A 20,030-nucleotide genomic window follows, 5' to 3' on the forward strand; every position below is an offset into this window, starting at 1 on the left:
AAAAAAAGTAATTGCAGAAGAAGAATTATGAAAAGTTTGGATATTAGTTACAAAAAAATATTAAAGGGATATGAGTATATAGATAAGAAAGTTAACAATAATAAACATGTGATACAGGCAGCAGAATGGCTTTTAGACAATCTTTATTTGATACAAAGGGAATATGAAGATGTAAAAGTTAACATGCCTGAATCATATTACAAGAATTTACCCATTATGAGTAAAGGAATTATGAAGGGGTATCCTAGAATTTATTATATAGCTGTAGAGTTAGTTTCACATACTGATGGTGCAATTGATGAAGAAACTATAGAAACATTTATTAGTGTATATCAAAAGAACACTATATTAACCAGTGGAGAACTTTGGGCCTTGCCTATAATGATTAGAATAGCTCTTATTCAAAATATAAGTAAAATAATTGAAAGAATTGTTTTTGCACAAAAGGAAATTGAGAAAGGAGATATACTTGCAGAAAGACTTATAGATGCAGTTAATAATAATACAGTAGAGGATGAAATTAAAAAACTGTATTTTGAAGATATAATATTTACATCTCACATGGTTGAAAGAGTTTTAAAAGTATTAAGAGATAATGAAACAGAAAACACAATTATATATAAGTGGATTGATGAAAAATTAGATAATGAGGAAACTAATTTAGAAAGAATGATAAATATTGAACATCAGAAACAAGCTGGATATCAAATTTCTATAGGAAACTCTATAACTGGTATAAGAGAAGTAGGAACTTTAAATTGGAAGGTAAGTTTTGAAAAATTAAGTTATGTGGAAAATATATTAAGAAAAGATCCTTTTAGAATATACGAAAATATGGATTTTCAATCTAGAGACTATTATAGACATAGTATAGAAAAGTTAGCAAAGTGTATGAATGTACCTGAATCTCTTATAGCTAAAAGAGCAATAGAATGTGCTTTAGAAGCAAAAAATAATGCTGATTCGGAAAAATATGAGGAACATGTAGGATATTACATAATAGATCATGGTATTGAAAGCTTAAAGAAAAAGATATCTTTTGAAGAAAGTAAAGTTCACAGTATAAAAAGTAAATTTATTAAGGGAAATGTTAATTTTTACATAGGAACTATAATATTTTCTACAATTTTATTAGTAAGTTTAATATTAGTTTTAAGCTATTACAATGATGAAAGAACTATTTTGTGGCAGTATATTATAGCAGGAATTGCAATTTTAATTCCATGCAGTGAAATTGTTGTATCCACATTTAATTGGAGCATAAATAAGTTAATAGAACCTAGATTTGTTCCCAAAATAGAATTTAGAAAGGGTATACCTGTAGAAGCTAGTACAATAGTAGTTATTCCTACGTTATTACCAAGTGAAACTAGAGTAAAAGAATTAATAAGTGATATGGAAGTATATTATTTAGCCAATAAGGAAGAAAATATATATTTCGGTATTTTAGGAGATTTTAAAGATAGTGTACAGAAAGAAGAAAAAGATGATAGAAGCATAGTTGATACGGCTTTAAAGTTGATAAAAGCGTTAAATGATAAGTATAGTAAAAATGGTATAGATATATTTTATTTTTTTAATAGATATAGACAATATAATGAAAAAGAAGGAATTTGGTTAGGGTGGGAAAGAAAACGTGGTAAGTTAATGGAATTTAATGAGCTAATAAAAGGTAGCAAGAATACAAGTTATGATGTTGTAAGTGGAAATGTAGAAAATTTATATAATATTAAATATGTAATAACACTGGATGCAGATACTCAATTACCTAGAGATAGTGCAAAAAGGCTGATAGGGTCCATGTATCATATTTTAAATAAACCTTATATAGATTCTAATAATAAAGTGGTATTAAGAGGGCACGGACTTATGCAACCTAGAATAGGAGTTGGAACTTTAAGTGCAAACAAAACTATGTTTTCAAAAATATTCTCAGGTGAAGTTGGAATAGATATGTATACCACAGCTATTTCTGATGTATATGAGGATTTATTTGATGAGGGAATATTTACTGGAAAAGGTATATATGATGTGGATACTTTTAACAACATACTCAGCGGTGAAATCCCTGAAAATTCAGTATTAAGTCATGATTTATTAGAGGGATCTTATATAAGAGCAGCGTTAGTTACAGATATAGAGCTTATAGATGGATATCCTGCATATTATAATTCTAGTTGTAAAAGGATACATAGATGGACGAGAGGTGACTGGCAGCTTCTTCCGTGGATATTTAAAAAAAATCATTTAAATAAGTTATCAAGATGGAAAGTATTTGATAATTTAAGGAGAAGTCTTTTAGCACCATCTATAATGATACTTATCATTTTAGCACTCTTAATGTTTAAAAATCCAGATAGATGGCTAGCTATAGCTTTTATTTCTATTTTATGTCCTATATTATTTGATGTATCTGAAACAGTAATTTCACCTATTAAAGGTATAGGGCTTTCAGGAAAACTGAGTAATGGAAAAAATGTTTTAGAACAAGTTTTTCTTATATTTTGTTTTTTGCCACATCAAGCATATTTAATGATAGACGCTATAATTAGAACATTATATAGATTAAGTATAAGTAAAAAGAATTTTCTTCAATGGCAAACAGCTGAAGATGCAGAAAAGAGTTCCGGTAGAAGTTTTATAGATTTTGTACAATTTATGTGGGTAGCTAGTGCTGTAAGTGTATTTATAGCATTTATAGCTTTTCAAAATTCTTTAGATTCAGGAATGTTAATAATGCCCTCCGCTATTATTTGGTTTACTAGTCCATGGATAGCTTATAGTATAAGTAGAGAAACAAAAAGAGAAAAACATCAATTAACAAATGAACAGGAAGAAATATTGAGAAGGGTTACTAGAAAAACATGGTCCTATTTTGAGGACTTTGTTAACGAAGAAAATAATTGGCTGGCACCTGATAATTATCAGGAAGATCCTCATAATGGGGTAGCCCATAGAACCTCACCTACTAACATAGGGATGGGACTTACATCCAATATTGTAGCAGTTGATTTTGGATATATTGGTATACTTGAGTTTCAGCAAAGAATGGATAAAATAGTATCTAATATGGAATCTTTAGAAAAGTTTAAAGGACACTTTTACAATTGGTATGATACTGAAACTAAAAATCCTCTTTATCCCAAGTATATATCAACAGTAGATAGCGGGAATCTAATAGGATATTTATGGCTTACTAATGAGACGATAAATGAGTATATGTCAGGTTCAGTTGTAAAGAAAAGTGTATTATTAGCTGTAACTGATAATTTAAAACTTGCTAGCTATGAGATAAAGAGTTCTAGCAATATAGAAGATTTTTATATACATTTAATACATGAATTTAGTAATAAAGATTTTAATATATTATCCTGGAAAAATACACTGGAGAGTGTATGGACTAAGTGCATGGAAATAAGTAAAGTTAAAGAATGTACTGATTTATATTGGAATAACAAATTAAAATATAGTATAAGTAAGTACTTAAATGAAATACAGGTCTTTTTTCCATGGGCTGATATGTTATTAAAGACACCAGAAAAATTGGAGTTTATAAAAGAAAGATTAACAGAGATTCCAACTGAAAGCTCGTTAAAAAATTTGCCTAAAGAAATTGAAGATATTCAAAATGAACTTAATGAAGCTTATAGCAAATTTAAAGATGACCAACAATGGATAAGTGAAATAAATTTAATGCTAGAAAGTGGCAAATATGAAATAACAACATTTTTAAGTAAATTAATAAGTTTAAGAGAAAGATTAAGTAAAATTGCTGAAAGTACAGACTTTAGAATGTTATATGATGAAAAAAGGCAGCTTTTTTCTATAGGATATGATGTTGAAAATGATAGCATAAATAAATGTTATTATGATTTATTAGCATCAGAGGCAAGGCAGGCTAGTTTTGTAGCTATAGCTAAAGGAGATATAGAGAAAGGTCATTGGTTTAAGTTAGGAAGATCTTTGACTATGATTGGTAAGGATAAAGGTCTTGTGTCATGGACAGGAACTATGTTTGAATATTTGATGCCATTTTTAATTATGAAAGCTTATCCTGATACATTATTGTATGAAACTTATAGAGCTGTAGTAGGTGGTCAGGAAAAGTATGGTAAAGAGAGAAAAGTTCCTTGGGGAATATCAGAATCGGCTTTTTATAATTTTGATGTGAATTTAAATTATCAGTATAAAGCTTTTGGTGTACCAGGTATAGGACTTAAGAGAGGCCTTATGACGGATTTAGTAATATCCCCATATTCTACAGTTATGGCGCTGCAAATTGATTTAAAAAAGGCTTTTAATAATATAAAAAAGCTTATTGATATTGGTATGGAAGGTATATATGGATTTTATGAATCTATAGACTATACTAAAGAAAGATTGCCTAAAGGAAAGAGAAGTGCAAAAGTTAAATGTTTTATGGTACATCATCAGGGGATGAGTTTAATGTCGTTAGATAATGTAATAAATGATAGTATACTTCAAGAAAGATTTCATAGAATACCAAGAGTAAAGGCCACAGAACTGCTTCTTCAAGAGAAAAAATCAAAAAATGTTGTATATGATAGAGAACAGCAATATGAAGATACTGATATAATAGCAGAAAAACAAAATTTAATTGCAAGAAGGTATAACATAGCAAAAACAGAAATGCCAGAAACTCATATTATGTCTAATGGAAAGTATTCATTAATGATAACTAACAGCGGTGCTGGATATGCTAAAAAAGATGACATGACAGTTTATAGATGGAGGGAAGATACAACTACAGATAGTACAGGAATGTTTTTTTATATAAAAAATTTAAATTCTGGTGAGTATTGGGGCACAGCATATGAACCATGCAAATCTGAAGGAGATGAATATAATGTTACTTTTTCATTAGACAAAGCTGAATTTGAGCGAAAAGATGGAAATATTAAAACACATACACAAGTTACCGTTTCTAATGAGGATAATGCTGAAGTGAGAAAAATTTCTCTAACTAATCAAAGTGATCACAGCAGAGAAATTGAAATTACTAGTTATTGCGAGATAACATTAGCTCCATATAATGCAGATTTGGTTCATCCGTCTTTTGGAAATTTGTTCATAAAGACAGAATTTGTAGATGAGGCTAAGTGTATAGTCGCTAATAGGAGACCTAGATCTAAAGATTCAAAGCAGCCTTGGGTTATGCAAACTATTGCAGTGGAGGGAAACTTACTAGGTTCAATTCAATATGAAACAAGTAGAGCCAATTTTATAGGCAGGGGAAGAGATTTATCAAATCCTGAAGCTATGGATAATAATGTACAGTTAAAAATGACTAGTGGTGCAGTATTAGATCCTATAATAAGTATAAGAGTGAGAGTAAAGATAGAAAAAGGGGAAAGTTGCAAAATAGCATTTACTACAGCTACAGCTGATTCTAGACAGGAAGCTATTGAGCTTTCTGAAAAATATAGAGATATGCATAATGTAAATAGAATCTTTGAACTATCATGGACAGAAATACAGGTGGAAATGAAATATCTTGGAATAAAGTCTCCTCAAGCTAATACTTATCAACTTATGGCATCTAAAATTTTGTTTTTAAATACATTATTTAGAGACAGGGAGAAGTATATAAAGCATATAAATAAGGGCCAATCAGCATTATGGGCTTATGGAATATCTGGAGATTTACCTATAGTATTACTTATAGTTAGAGATGATAAGAATGTAGACATAGTAAGACAATTATTAAATGCTCATGAATACTGGAATATAAAAGGCTTAAAAGTAGATTTAGTTATATTGAATCTACAGAATGCTTCATATACACAAAATTTACAGGATTCTATAAGGGATTTAATAAACTCCAGTTATGCAAGAGATAAACAAAATAAATCAGGGGGAGTTTTTTTGCACAGTAAGGCTACCATAAAAGAAGAAGATGTAGACTTACTTATGGCTATAGCCAGATTGGTAATTGATGGCGACAAGGGCTCTGTAGCGTCACAAATAAAACATAAAGAAGATGAATCTAGAAAAGAGGCGGAATTACTTAAAGTTCAACCTAAAAACTATAGTTTTGTTCCTAGTAATTTTGATATACCTAAATTGTATTACTTTAATGGTCTTGGAGGATTTCATCATGAAAATAACTCATATATCATAGTACTAAAAAATTGGGAAACTACTCCTGCTCCATGGATAAATGTAATTTCAAATGATAGTTTTGGTTTTCATGTTTCTGAAAGTGGGATATCTTATACTTGGAATAAGAATAGTAGAGAAAATAAGTTAACTACTTGGTCAAATGATCCAATAATAGATGGAGAAGCTGAACAAATATATGTAAGAGATGAGAATACAGGCGATTTATGGAGTATATCTCCTAAACCTATAAGGGATAGTGGTGAATATATTATAGAGCACGGCTTTGGGTATTCAAATTTTAAACATGAAGCATATGGCATCATGGGAGAAATGACAATGTTCGTTGATGTAAATGAAAGTGTTAAATTATGCAGAATAAAACTTAAAAATAATACAAATGAAAAAAGAAAATTGTCCATAAGCTATTATGCAAAGTTAGTACTTGGAGTAACTCATGAACAAAGTGCTCAATATATTTTTACCGAATTTAATAAGGAAAAAGGATATATGTATGCTTTAAATCCGTATAGTGAACATTTTGGAAAACTTATTTGCTATTTAAAAACCTTTGGAGGAAAAGGAGTATCTTTTACAGGTGATAGAAAAGAGTTTCTTGGAAGAGGTGGAAGTGTGAGGGAACCTGAAGCTATGAAATTTGAAAAACTTTCAGATACTGTAGGTGCAGGTTTTGATCCTTGTTTAGCTGAAAATGTAAAAATAAATTTAGATAAAAAAGAAGAAAAATATATATTAATAGCATTAGGTCAAGGAGAAACTTTTGAAGAAGTAGAAAGGGTTGTAAAGAAATACAATAATGAATTTAAAGCAGAAGATGAATTAAACAATACTAAAAATTACTGGCAGAAATTACTCAATACTATACAGGTTAAAACACCAGATAAATCCATGGATATTTTATTAAATGGATGGCTAATGTACCAGATTTTATCCTGTAGATTTTGGTCAAGGACAGCTTTCTATCAATCAGGGGGAGCATATGGTTTTAGAGATCAACTGCAGGATGTAATGGCTATAAATTATGTAGACAATAATATACCAAGGGAGCATATAATTTATAGTGCTTCAAAACAATATTTAGAAGGTGATGTGCAGCATTGGTGGCATCCTATAGTAGATAGTGGTATAAGAACAAGATTTTCAGATGATTTATTATGGCTGCCTTATGTAACTACAGATTATATACAGAATACAGGAGATTATAATATTTTAGATGAAGAGGCCGGATACTTAGAAGATGAACCATTAAAAGAAGGTGAAGATGAAAGATATAATATAGCTAAAATATCTCAGAAAAAAGGTACTATTTATGAGCATTGTATAAAAGCTATAGAAAGAGGCTTAAAGTTTGGAAGCCATAATATACCTTTAATGGGATCTGGGGATTGGAATGATGGTATGAGTACTGTAGGCAACAAAGGAAAAGGAGAAAGTGTATGGCTTGGATGGTTTTTGTATAGTATATTAGATAAGTTTATTCCTATATGTGAGTACAAGTCAGATTTTGAAAATGTAGCTAAGTACAATGAATTAAAGGAATTTATAAGAGAAAATCTAGAAAAGAATGCCTGGGATGGCAGCTGGTATAGAAGAGCATATTTTGATGATGGAACTCCACTAGGATCTATTAATAATGATGAATGTCAGATAGATTCACTGTCACAATCTTGGGCTATTATATCTGGGGCAGGAAAAGAATCCAGGGTAAAGGAAGCTATGAATGCTTTAGAGAAGAACCTTGTAAAGGAGGATAAGGGTATAATATTATTACTTACACCAGCCTTCGATAAATCTTCTTTAGAGCCTGGTTACATTAAAGGGTATGTTCCAGGAGTAAGGGAAAATGGAGGTCAATATACTCATGGATCTATATGGGTAATACTAGCTTTAACTAAAATGGGTTACAATAATAAGGCTTGGAATCTATTTAATATGATAAATCCAATAAATCATGCAGAATCTCGTTTGGAATGCCAAACTTATAAAGTAGAACCTTATGTTATGACTGCAGATGTTTATACTGTAGATCCCCATGTAGGAAGAGGTGGATGGAGCTGGTATACAGGTGCTGCTGGTTGGATGTATAGAACGGGAGTAGAGGGCATACTTGGTTTAAAGTTTAGAAAAAGTGAAGGATTTACTATAGAGCCATGTATACCTGATGAATGGGATAACTATGATATATACTATAATCTTGAAAAATGTAAGTACTCTATACAAGTAAAAAGAGGAGAAAAAAGAGGATTATGGGTAGATGGAAATAAGATAGATAACAAGATAATTCCTTTCTTCAAAGATGGAGATCATAAAGTAAAAGTTGTGATTTAAAAATATTGTGAAGCAATATTTTTAAGAGGACAGAGGACAGTGAAGGAGGATTTTTTCCGCTGCGCTACGAAAAATCTTTAATTAAATTTTTGATGACTCGTTTCACTAAAGTGAAATATTGCTGACTTATATAAATTTAAAGTTTCTTTTGCGTTAGCAAAATGAGCTTTAAAAATCAATGAATCTTACTTAGTGGGAAAAGCAGAGAACTTAAATCTTTGATTTAAAGTGAATCGCTTTTTCTTTAGAGCTTTGCTTCTCACACCAAGTTCAGATGAATTATCTAGGGGCGTAGCTACTGTTATATCTCACTTTGATAGAAGTGAGAGTATTACAGTAGATAGCCATCAGATAAATTAGTTTTCTGACAGCAGGAAGAAAACTTACCTTCACTGGCCTCTGTCCTCTGAAAAAGTTGTTTCGCAATGTGATTATACCAAGTCAAATCTTTATATGTGAGAAAGCTGAGCTATCAATGGATATATAGTGTTAAGGAGGAATAATAATGACTGAGATTAGGCAAGTTTATAAATGTGAAGTTTGCGGGAATATGGTAGAAGTTGTTCATAAAGCTGGAGGAACTTTAGTATGCTGCGGAAAACCTATGGTACTTCTTTCAGAAAATACTACAGATGCAGCAGTTGAAAAACATATACCTGTTATAGAAAAGTTGCAAAATGGTATAGTTGTAAAGGTGGGAGAAGTTGAACATCCTATGTTAGAAAATCATTATATTGAGTGGATAGAAGTAAATACGGCAAATAAGGTATTTAGAAAATATTTAAAACCAGGAGAAAAGCCAGAAGCTGTATTCAAGGTAGATGAAGAAATTTTATTTGTTAGAGAATATTGCAATGTTCATGGTTTGTGGAAGAAATAAATGTTGACAATTTAGTGTTAAAGGAATACTATAAATTAAAAGAAATATATATAAAATCCTTTGATAAGAAGTAAGTAAGCTTAAAACAAATTTAAAGAGAGCTGTAGATGCTGGAATTACAGTAATTATGTTTAAGCTGAATGGGTCTTGGAGGATCAGGATGAATTAAAAGTACTCTTTTGACGTAGGCCTTACGTTACAATGGCAGGATATGTATGTATCTTAACAAGGAAAAGATCTATTATCTTTTTGAATTTAGGTGGCACAGTGTTTAATACGCCCTATGATTAATAAAAATCATAGGGCTTTTTTATATGAACATATTAGGAGGTAATGAAAATGGAAGAAAAAAGAAAAGTAATATTTAGTGGAATTCAACCATCAGGAAATTTAACTATAGGAAATTATTTAGGAGCTTTAAAGAATTGGGTTAAGCTTCAAGATGAATATGATTGTTATTTTTGTGTTGTAGATCTCCATGCTATAACTGTAAAGCAAGAACCAAAGGATTTAAGAAGAAGAACTCTAGAAGTGTTAGCAATATACTTAGCTGCAGGGATTGATCCTGAAAAGAATACAATATTTATACAATCTCATGTTCCTACACATAGCGAGGCTGGATGGCTTTTAAATTGTTTCACATATATAGGCGAGCTTGGAAGAATGACACAATATAAAGATAAATCAAAAAGATATGGTGAATCTGTGTGTGCAGGACTTTTGAATTATCCAGTATTAATGGCGGCAGATATATTATTATATAATGCAGATTTAGTTCCAGTAGGTAAAGATCAAACTCAACATCTTGAACTTACAAGAGATATTGCACAAAGATTTAATAGCTTATATAGTCCAACATTTAATTTACCGGAAGGTTATATACCAAAATTAGGTGCTAAAATAATGGATTTACAGGAACCTTCTAAAAAGATGTCAAAATCTGCAGATAACCCTAATAGTTATATATTAATTATGGATCCACCAGAAGTTATAAGAAAGAAAATAAATAGATGTGTTACAGATAGCATAGGTGTAGTTAAATATACAGATGATCAACCAGGTATTAAAAATTTAATTACAATATTAAATGCTATTACTGGTGTAAGTACTGAAGATATAGAAAAGAAATATGAAGGACAGGGATATGCTCAATTTAAAAATGATGTAGCAGAAGCGATAGTAAGTGAGTTAGAGCCTATACAGAAAAAAGTAAAAGAACTAATAGAGAATAAGGAATATCTTGAAAGTGTATATAAGAAAGGTGCAGAAAAAGCTTATTATGTTTCTAATAAAATGCTTAGAAAAATGCAGAAAAAAATTGGATTCATACCTATGTCGAAATAATGTTAAAGTGGTAATATAATTATATAACCTAAAAAAAGATGCGTTTTAATATGCATCTTTTTAATTTAACAGGTGGAGGGTTTATAATTGAGTAACATAAATAATACTAAAAACATTTTGTCTAAATGGAATAATTTTAGATTAAAAATTATTATAGAGGGCATTATAGTAGGATTTTTTTCAGGTCTATTAATTGTAAGTTACAGATATGCATTAGAAAAATCGCTTAGTTTTGCCAGATACATTTATACAATACAATTAAAGAATGTTTTTATAATTCCTGTTTGGATAATATTCCTTATTATGGGAGGATGGATTGTAGGAATAATTATAAAACATGAACCTATGGCTTCAGGGAGTGGTATACCACAGGTTGAAGGAATAGTGTCAGGGAAGCTTACCATGAACTGGTGGAAAGTAATACTAAGCAAGTTTGTAGGTGGTGCCATTTGTATAGGTGCTGGATTATCTTTAGGAAGAGAAGGCCCTTCTGTTCAAATGGGAGCAGCTGTAGGACAAGGAGTCGGAAGAATTTTAAAAAGAATTAAAGTAGAAGAAAAGTTTCTTATAACTAGCGGTGCTAGTGCAGGTTTAGCGGCAGCATTTAATGCGCCATTAGCAGGTGTAATTTTTGTTTTGGAAGAGGTACATAAAAACTTTTCACCTATAGTTATGACAACAGCATTAGCAGCATCTATAACAGCAGATTTTGTTTCCAAACACTTTTTTGGATTAAAGCCAGTATTTAATTTTAAAGATTTAAAACCAATACCACTAGACAGTTATTTTTACATAATTATTTTGGGTATAATTCTAGGAATATTAGGTGTAGCTTTTAATAAGTGTATATTTAAAAGTCAGGAGATATACGCTAAACAAAAATGGTTGCCTAAAGAAGCAAGACCAATAATAGCATTTCTTATATCAGGAGTAGTAGGTTTAAGTTTGCCTGAAGTTTTAGGAGGAGGACATGAAATAGTAAATTCTCTTGTAAATTGTTCATTTTCCTTAAAAGTACTATTAATATTGCTTATAGTAAAGTTTTTCTTTACTATGACAAGTTTTGGTTGTGGAGTACCAGGTGGAATTTTTCTTCCACTTTTAGTTATAGGTGCATTAATAGGAATAGCCTATGGTGATATAATAAAGATTTTATTTGCATTTGATCAAAATTATATAAACAACCTTATAATATTAGGCATGGCAGGTTACTTTGCAGCAATTGTTAAATCGCCTATTACAGGGTGTGTTTTAATTACTGAAATGACAGGATCTTTTTCACATTTACTTTCAGTTAGTTTGGTATGTTTAATAGCATATATTACTGCTGATATAATGAAATCAAAGCCAATATATGAAGTATTATTGGATAAGTTTTTAAGTACAAGCACTAATAAGTTTAAAGGTGAAGAAGGGGCAAAAGTAATTATAGAAATAGCAGTTTATATGGGTTCAATTTTAGATGGAAAGAAAATAAAAGAAGTACAATTGCCTTCTGAATGTTTATTAGTATCAGTTAAAAGAGGACAGGATGAAATTATACCAAGAGGGAATACATCAATTTGTGCAGGAGATTATTTAATTGTACTATCAAATGAAAATAATGCTGATTATGTAAGGGAGCATTTGTGTTCTTTAGCAGAAAAGTGTATAGATTTGTAAAAAAATATGATTGATATGGATATACTCTTTCCATATCAATCATATTAATTGTTTGATTAAGTTTAGCATGCCTCATCATCTAGTATAAACTTATTTATTACATGAGCCACTCCATTTTCTTCATTGGTTTTTGTTATATAGTTAGCAATTTGTTTAAGTTCAGGAAAAGCATTACCCATAGCTACTCCAAGGCCAGCATATTCTATCATATGAATATCGTTACCAGCATCACCCATACATATTACTTCTTCTCTTTTTATTCCAAGGCTTTTAGCAAGAATATCAACGCCAACACCTTTATTAGCCTTATTGTTTATAAATTCTAGAAAAAATGGTGCACTTCTTACTACAGTGTATTTATCATAAATTTCGGGCGAAAATTGCTTAACAGCATTATCAAGAATGGAGTCAGTATCTACAAACATCACTTTTATTATAGTTGTATTGGAATCTAGATTATCAAGGTCTAATAATTCAATATCAAGACCATTTATATCTGCTTCATGTTTAGTATACTTATTAAGTTTAGGGGTTATACAAGAAGTAGGTGTAGATACATGAATGTTAACATTTAGTTTTTTACTTAAGTCGTATAGATATTTAACATCATCCATTGACATTAAGGTTTGAGATAAAATTTCACCTGTTTTAGTATTTTGGACTACAGCACCATTAAAGGCGACAGCATAATCTTCTTCAGTTATTAAATTCAACTGATTTAGGTATTTTTCTATACCTTTTAAAGGTCGTCCAGTAGCCAATACTACTTTAACTCCTCGTTTCTTAGCATTTTCAATAGCATCAAAGTTTTCTTTAGATATAGTTTTATCTTTATTTAATAAAGTACCATCCATATCAAGAGCTAATAATTTGTACATAGATTACCTCCAAAATTATAGTTTTACTGACATAATTATTATAACATTTGTATAATTAAAAGAAATAATGTGTGGTCAGTATATTTAACTATAGAAAAGCGTCTAAATAAAAATTAAACGTTTACTCTACATACCAACTTCATTTAAGAAATTTTAAATATTTTATTTGTTATATAACTTATTAAAACAAGAATAAGTTAAGTTGACATTGGTCTATAATAAAGTTAAAATCATTGATGAAAGCAAAAAAAGGAAGAGGAGAGAGAAGTGTGGCGGATTTAACGAAAGAGATTGAAAGTAGAAGAACCTTTGCCATAATATCACATCCAGATGCCGGTAAAACAACACTTACTGAAAAGTTGTTATTATACGGAGGTGCAATCAGATTAGCAGGTTCAGTTAAAGCAAGAAAAGCTTCAAAACATGCAGTATCCGATTGGATGGAAATAGAAAAGCAAAGAGGTATTTCGGTTACATCTTCAGTTATGCAATTTAACTATGATGGTTACTGTATAAATATATTGGATACACCAGGACATCAAGATTTCAGTGAAGATACATATAGAACATTAATGGCAGCAGATAGTGCAGTAATGGTAATTGACTCTGCAAAAGGAGTAGAAGAGCAAACTAAAAAGCTTTTCCACGTATGTAGCCTTAGAGGGATACTTATATTTACATTTGTAAATAAAATGGATAGAGAAAGTAAAGATCCTTTTGAACTTATGGAGGATATAGAACAAGTTTTAGGAATAAAGTCATATCCTATGAATTGGCCTATTGGATCAGGTGCAGATTTTAGAGGAGTTTACGATAGAAATAAAAATCTTATAGAGGTTTTTAATGGCGGAAACCATGGCCAAACTCAAGTAGAAGCAATAGAAGGTAATGTAGATGATAATGTATTTAAGGATTTATTAGGTGAAGCGCTTCATGATAAGTTAAAAGAAGATATAGAGCTTTTAGATATTGCTGGAGATGAATTTGATTTAAAGAAAGTTAGAGAAGGAAATCTTACACCTGTATTTTTTGGAAGTGCTCTTACAAACTTTGGTGTAGAGCCATTTTTAAGAGAATTCTTGAAGCTTACAACTCCACCACTATCTAGACAATCTGATCAAGGTGAAGTAGATGTATTTAATGATGATTTCTCATCATTTATATTTAAAATACAAGCAAACATGAATCCTGCTCATAGGGACAGAATTGCTTTTATGAGAATATGTTCAGGAAAGTTTAAAAAAGGAATGGAAGTTTACCACGTCCAGGGAAAAAATAAGATAAAGCTAGCACAGCCACAACAATTTTTAGCACAAGATAGAGAAATAGTTGAAGAAGCTTACGCAGGAGATATAATAGGAGTGTTTGATCCAGGCATTTTTAGAATAGGAGATACTTTATGCTCAAATTCTAAGAAGTTCAAGTTTGAAGGAATACCAATATTTGCTCCAGAACATTTTGCTAGAGTAAAAACTATGGATACTATGAAAAGAAAGCAATTTATAAAAGGAATAACAGAAATTTCTCAAGAAGGTGCTATTCAAGTTTTTAAAGAATTGCATATAGGCATAGAGGAAATTATAGTAGGAGTAGTAGGTGTATTACAGTTTGAAGTTCTAGAATATAGAATGAAAAATGAATATAATGTAGATATCAAAATGGATATGCTTGCTTATAGAAATATAAGATGGATAGAAAGTTCAGAAGTAGAGCCTGAAAAGCTTATTTTAACTAGTGATACAAAGTTAGTAAAAGATTTAAAAGATAGAAACATATTAATATTCCAAAGTGAATGGGCTATAAACTGGGCTTTAGATCATAATAAAGGTCTTACCCTGTCTGATATAGGTAAGAGTGAATAAACTAGTATAATTATAAAAAAGGTTTAAAATTCAAGTATAAAATATACTTAAATTTTAAACCTTAAATTTTAGCGTTGTAATGAACGAAAATTATAATCACTTAAATATGTTGAATGAATAGTTCTATAATATATAGAACTAAGCGGTGCTTGGATTAATGATTTACCTTTATCCAATATGAAATCTACCAATTTAACAGTACAATATGCAAGAAGCATTCCAGCGAGCACATCTATAACCCAATGTATTTCAAGGTACATTGTAGAGAATACTACACTTAAGCAGAAGAATCCCCATAAGTATTTGAATAATTTATTTTTTTCTCTCATAACTAGTAAAAACATAGCAAAGGCTATGGATGTATGCATAGATGGAAAACAGTTAAGAGCAGTACCTGCAGCTTGTGCAGGACTTGAAAAGTGTCTAGCTAACCCATCAGGTTGTCCAAGAACAAACCAAACCTCTTGTAGATGGAATGTTAAATAAAATGGTGTAATTAAAAATACTTGCAAAACATGTCCACTTAAAGCATATCTAATCATTTTTTTAAAATCTTTAGATATAGCAGCTCTGTAAAGAGGAAGTAGAACAGGTAGAACAAATCCATTATTATAAACCATTCTTAAAATCCATGTAAGAGTTTCAGGCTTATATACTCTTGCAAAAGCAGCATCATTAAAAGGTATCTTGCTGAATATAGGATTTAAGTCCACAACAATACTCCTACTTATTTGCCAGCTTAACATTTTGCCCCAAAATTCATATCCATGAACATTTATATATGATATAAACATCAAAAATGGAATACATAATATTAAAAATGGAATCCATTTTACATCTTTTCTTAGTTCAGAATAGGTCGTAAAACTGGCAAAAGCTAATAAAAAAAGATATGCTTTATAATCTACACCAGAATGAGAATGCAGTGCAACCCCTATAGCTTTTTTCAAAAAATACAAACCTATAAGTATAAAATAATATCTATTCAATAAGTCAAGTGCTTTAGAAAGCAAGTTGTGTGCTATTCCTGAAGTACTTTTAATGTTTAAGTTTAACATAAATTTTTTTACCTCCTTTATACACAAAATAAATTATAACATGACTATATTCTTAAGTACATATTAAATAAACAAAAAAAGAGCTCTGTTTACAAATTTTTAGTTGCAAACAGAGTTAAAATTTCACATATCTTTCTTTTTAGAAAATAAAATGTCAGAAATAAATACTAAACCTGCAAATAATAGAAGAAGGTTTATAAAGCTTCCGCCTATCTTAAAAATGAGTCCAATTATACAAAATAATATAGCAAAGCCAGCTAGCCAACGTAAAAATGTCATAAATACAACCTCCTGTGAAAGTTTACTTTAGTTATTAAAGCTAATTAACGTTTAATATAAATGATAAAAATAATATTATATATACATTATTTTATTGTTATCATTTATATTAAAAAATATTATAATAAATAGGTATTTAAATTTTTAGAAGCCTAAAGATATCGTACCCATACACTTTGCATTTTATAGAAATCTTAATATAATAATTATAAATAAAAATTGTATGGGGAGTGTAGTTATCAATGGAAAGTAAAAATTTAGCTAATAGTCAATTAAAGATCACTGATATAGTTCAAATATCCCTTATGGCAGCCATAACGTATATTGCTACTGCTGTAATCAATATACCTAGCGGTGTACTTATTAAAGGAGTAGTTCATCTTGGTGACAGTATGGTATTTTTAGCTGCAATACTTTTAGGCAGAAAGAAAGGTTTTTTATCAGCAGCAATAGGAATGTGTATATTTGATCTATTTTCACCTTATGCAATATGGGCACCTTTTACTTTTGTAATAAAAGGGGTTATGGCATATATAGCAGCTACTATAGCTTATAGAAAAAATTACGATGGTAATAATATTTTTAATAATATATTTGCATTTGTTTTAGCTGGTATATGGATGATAGCGGCATATTATCTAGCTGGAGCTATAATAATGCATTTTGTAACTAAAATAGCATTTGTGCAAGCTTTTGTTTTATCAGCAGCAGAAATTCCAGGAAACATAGCTCAGGTGGCAGCAGGAATGGCGTTAGCATTACCGTTAGGAAAAGTTTTGAAGAAGGCTAACATTATAAGAAAGTAATAAAAAAGAGGTTAAACAACCTCTTTTTTTAATAACTTAAATTAGCTATTTCTCATTCTATTTTTTTCTGCTTTTCTTTTTCTTCTACAATCAGGACATCTTACAGGATCATTTTCAAATCCTTTTTCCTTATAAAATTCTTGTTCTCCTTCAGTAAATACAAATTCATTTCCGCAGTCCTTACATACGATAGTCTTATCTGCCATTAAAAAAACCTCCTTAAAATCATAGGACTAATTTTCTTGGATAACTTACCTCCTATGAAAAAAAGGAGAATAGAATACCTTGGAAAAATTAACCCACTTATAAAATAACAGAGCATATACTCTATACTTGTATTATAGCATATTGTAAAAAAAAAACAATATTTAAATTCTATTATGCTCGTTAATCTGTATTAGCTCTGAATATCTAAGTATAACTTGCTTTTTCTCTGTCAAGTGTTTTTTGCTTTAAATAAAAATTATTTTCATTTAGTAACATGAAAAGTGTTAAAAATTTTATTAATCTAGTTGAACAATATGCTTATAAGTGATGTATAATAAATCTATTAAAATATTTATTGAAATTTTTGAATATATATATTTATATAATGAATTTGAGGTTTTTAATATGGATAGAAAGAAATTTTTAAATTTACTAAAAAAATCAGAGGGGACTAAATTAGATTTTAAACAATCTATAGAAATAGAAACTGATAGTGGTAGAAAGGAGTTAGCCAAGGACATATGTGCTATAGCTAATTCTAGAGGGGGAAGAGGTTACTTAATAATAGGAATAGAAGACAAGACTAAGAGGATAGTAGGAATAGAAAATCATGCTTTTAGCGAAGAAAAAATACAACAAATCGTGAGCTCAAGAATTGAGCCGCCTATACCCGTTTCCTTAGAGTTTATGGATTATGATAATAAAAAGATAGCTATTATAAGCATATATGATGGTCCTCAAAAACCTTACCAAATAAAAGATAATGGTGCTTTTTATATAAGAAGAGGTTCTACTAATGATACTATGAGAAAGCAAGAAATAGTTTCCGCACTTCAAGAAAATCTAAGTTTAAATATAGAACTATTCCCGATACCTGGGAGTAATTTAAAGTGTATAGATAATGAGATAGTGGATAGATATTTCTGTTCTCAAGGTATAGAAGTAAGTGATGATAATAGAGTAGAGCTTATGGAAAATGCATCTATTATACATATGGATAAGGATTCAGGAAGATATATGGCAACTTTAGGTGGACTTTTGATTTTTTCTAGAAAAAATAATGTATATATATCACACAATATGATAAAAATAACTAATAGAACCAGTAAAAGTTCAAATGAAATTATAATAATTCAGGGCGATCTTCTCTCTATGATGGATGAAAGTGAAGAAATTTTACAAAGGATATTACCTAAAACATATCCTATAGATTCGATATATGAAGGAGTAAGAAATGCTGTTTTGTATAGGGACTATACAATGTATTATAAAGAGATAGAGATAATAATAGATTTTAATAGTGTTGCCATAATTAGTCCTGGAATATTATTAAAGGGTAAAAATCAAAATTCTATTAATTATATGAGAAGGAATATGTGGATATATGAAAAAATAATTACATTAGATAAAAAGGGTAGGTTTGGCAAAAACGGAACAGGATTCAATAGAATACAGAAGGCTTTTAAAAATAAGGGAAGGATTAATTTTATAAATGCTATTAAAGATGGTGAATTTAAAGTTATATATCCTGGTGTAAAAAAGTTTAAGTAACCATATAAAAAAACATCTGGTTAATTTTGCAATGAGTGTAATTATTTAAGAATATTTTTTAAAAAATGATTCCAATATGTTGAAAAAATATTCTGAATATTATATAATTTACTTATAAGAGTGGCATAAAATAATAAAGTAAGGGGTGGTAACCATGATTCATGTATTTTGCAACAAGAGAGGTTCAGGCAAAACAAAAGCGTTAATTAATCTTGCTAATGAGAAAGTGTTATCTTGTAAAGGACATATTGTGTATATCGATGATGATAGAAGACCACTACTGGAACTAGATAGAAGAATAAGATTTATTGCTACTAATGAATTTTACTTAAAAGATCAAAAAAGTTTTTATGGTTTTTTGTGCGGCATACTTTCAGAAGACTATGATATTGATACAGTTTTTATTGATGGATTGTTTAATATTGTAGAAGAAAATCTTCAAGATGCGGCACATTTGTTTTATTTAATAGAAAAGTTGATGGATAAAAATAATATTGACTTTTACATTAATATAAATGGGGATAAAGAAATGCCGGAATTTATAAAAAAGTATGTAGCTTAGACAAAATTTAAAATAGAAAATAAGTCACCATTAATATAAGAGACTGGATGCATAATCCAGTCTTGGAATTTTTTGATTAAAAATTAAGTAAGTATATATAAGTTTTTGTAAAATTAATACCTAAATATTTTTTGTTTAATCATTATATTTTTATAAAGTTAATAGCCTACAAAATCTGCAATTTAATCTTTTAATAACTTAGAAAGTAAATCTATTATTTCATCTACTTTTTCATCTCCGCTATTATTTATAAAAGCATCTTTAACACAATGATTAAGATGTTGTTTTAGAATTAGTAAATTTGATTTTTTTAATAATGATTGAGCAGCAGTTATTTGATTAGACACATCAATGCAATATCTTCCTTCTTCAATCATTTTAATTATTCCTTCTATTTGACCTTTTGAGGTTTTTAAACATTGTAGAGCTTTTTTCTTTTCTTCATTCACTTACTTTATAACTCCTCTCTATT

The 20,030-nt window shown here is 29.6% G+C and carries 13 protein-coding genes and 1 other annotated feature; of the genes, 8 read left to right on the forward strand and 5 right to left on the reverse strand.

Features of this window, described 5'->3' with window-relative positions:
- The 4 genes from HBE96_RS22610 to clcA all read left to right on the forward strand — a co-directional run.
- A partial coding sequence (locus HBE96_RS22610) for a glycoside hydrolase family 94 protein (RefSeq protein WP_206155038.1) occupies positions 1-8,469 on the forward strand: 8,469 nt, incomplete at its 5' end.
- Positions 8,470-8,974: 505 nt separating this feature from the next.
- On the forward strand, positions 8,975-9,349 hold the full coding sequence (locus HBE96_RS22620) for a desulfoferrodoxin (protein ID WP_169299964.1): 375 nt from the start codon (positions 8,975-8,977) through the stop codon (positions 9,347-9,349).
- A 51-nt stretch (positions 9,350-9,400) separates the two neighbouring features.
- Positions 9,401-9,636, forward strand: a binding site (T-box leader).
- Between the two features lie 52 nt (positions 9,637-9,688).
- Positions 9,689-10,693 carry a tryptophan--tRNA ligase gene (gene trpS / locus HBE96_RS22625; protein WP_169299965.1) on the forward strand — a complete coding sequence of 335 codons (1,005 nt, stop codon included), beginning with the start codon at positions 9,689-9,691 and terminating at the stop codon, positions 10,691-10,693.
- An 87-nt stretch (positions 10,694-10,780) separates the two neighbouring features.
- Positions 10,781-12,355: a H(+)/Cl(-) exchange transporter ClcA gene (clcA, locus tag HBE96_RS22630; RefSeq protein ID WP_169299966.1), complete on the forward strand. Its 1,575-nt coding sequence runs from the start codon at positions 10,781-10,783 to the stop codon at positions 12,353-12,355.
- Positions 12,356-12,417: 62 nt separating this feature from the next.
- On the opposite strand, the gene yidA is transcribed toward clcA, so the two are convergent.
- Positions 12,418-13,233, reverse strand: coding sequence for a sugar-phosphatase (gene yidA / locus HBE96_RS22635; protein ID WP_169299967.1), 816 nt, complete (start codon positions 13,231-13,233; stop codon positions 12,418-12,420).
- Positions 13,234-13,502: 269 nt separating this feature from the next.
- Here yidA and HBE96_RS22640 point away from each other — a divergent pair, with 269 nt between their 5' ends.
- Entirely contained in the window at positions 13,503-15,095 is a 1,593-nt protein-coding gene (locus HBE96_RS22640) for a peptide chain release factor 3 (RefSeq protein WP_169299968.1), read from the forward strand.
- Between the two features lie 68 nt (positions 15,096-15,163).
- Here HBE96_RS22640 and HBE96_RS22645 read toward each other — a convergent pair whose 3' ends face one another.
- Together HBE96_RS22645 and HBE96_RS22650 are read right to left on the reverse strand one after the other, a co-directional pair.
- Positions 15,164-16,153: a phosphatase PAP2 family protein gene (locus HBE96_RS22645; protein WP_169299969.1), complete on the reverse strand. Its 990-nt coding sequence runs from the start codon at positions 16,151-16,153 to the stop codon at positions 15,164-15,166.
- A gap of 123 nt (positions 16,154-16,276) precedes the next feature.
- On the reverse strand, positions 16,277-16,432 hold the full coding sequence (locus HBE96_RS22650; RefSeq protein ID WP_169299970.1) for a hypothetical protein: 156 nt from the start codon (positions 16,430-16,432) through the stop codon (positions 16,277-16,279).
- Between the two features lie 242 nt (positions 16,433-16,674).
- Between HBE96_RS22650 and HBE96_RS22655 the strand changes: the two genes are divergently transcribed.
- On the forward strand, positions 16,675-17,238 hold the full coding sequence (locus tag HBE96_RS22655; protein WP_169299971.1) for an ECF transporter S component: 564 nt from the start codon (positions 16,675-16,677) through the stop codon (positions 17,236-17,238).
- Between the two features lie 41 nt (positions 17,239-17,279).
- Here the strand turns inward: HBE96_RS22655 and HBE96_RS22660 are convergent, their stop codons facing one another.
- Positions 17,280-17,444, reverse strand: a complete 165-nt coding sequence (locus HBE96_RS22660) for a zinc-ribbon domain-containing protein (RefSeq protein ID WP_007061817.1) — start codon at positions 17,442-17,444, stop codon at positions 17,280-17,282.
- A gap of 406 nt (positions 17,445-17,850) precedes the next feature.
- Between HBE96_RS22660 and HBE96_RS22665 the strand changes: the two genes are divergently transcribed.
- Both HBE96_RS22665 and HBE96_RS22670 read left to right on the forward strand, forming a co-directional pair.
- Positions 17,851-18,996: an AlbA family DNA-binding domain-containing protein gene (locus HBE96_RS22665; protein ID WP_169299972.1), complete on the forward strand. Its 1,146-nt coding sequence runs from the start codon at positions 17,851-17,853 to the stop codon at positions 18,994-18,996.
- 154 nt (positions 18,997-19,150) lie between these two features.
- Positions 19,151-19,558: a hypothetical protein gene (locus tag HBE96_RS22670; RefSeq protein WP_169299973.1), complete on the forward strand. Its 408-nt coding sequence runs from the start codon at positions 19,151-19,153 to the stop codon at positions 19,556-19,558.
- Between the two features lie 182 nt (positions 19,559-19,740).
- On the opposite strand, the gene HBE96_RS22675 is transcribed toward HBE96_RS22670, so the two are convergent.
- Positions 19,741-20,007: a metal-sensing transcriptional repressor gene (locus tag HBE96_RS22675; RefSeq protein ID WP_169299974.1), complete on the reverse strand. Its 267-nt coding sequence runs from the start codon at positions 20,005-20,007 to the stop codon at positions 19,741-19,743.
- Positions 20,008-20,030: the final 23 nt, after the last annotated feature.

Origin of the sequence: Clostridium muellerianum (assembly GCF_012926525.1) — a bacterium.
GTDB lineage: Bacteria > Bacillota > Clostridia > Clostridiales > Clostridiaceae > Clostridium_AM > Clostridium_AM muellerianum.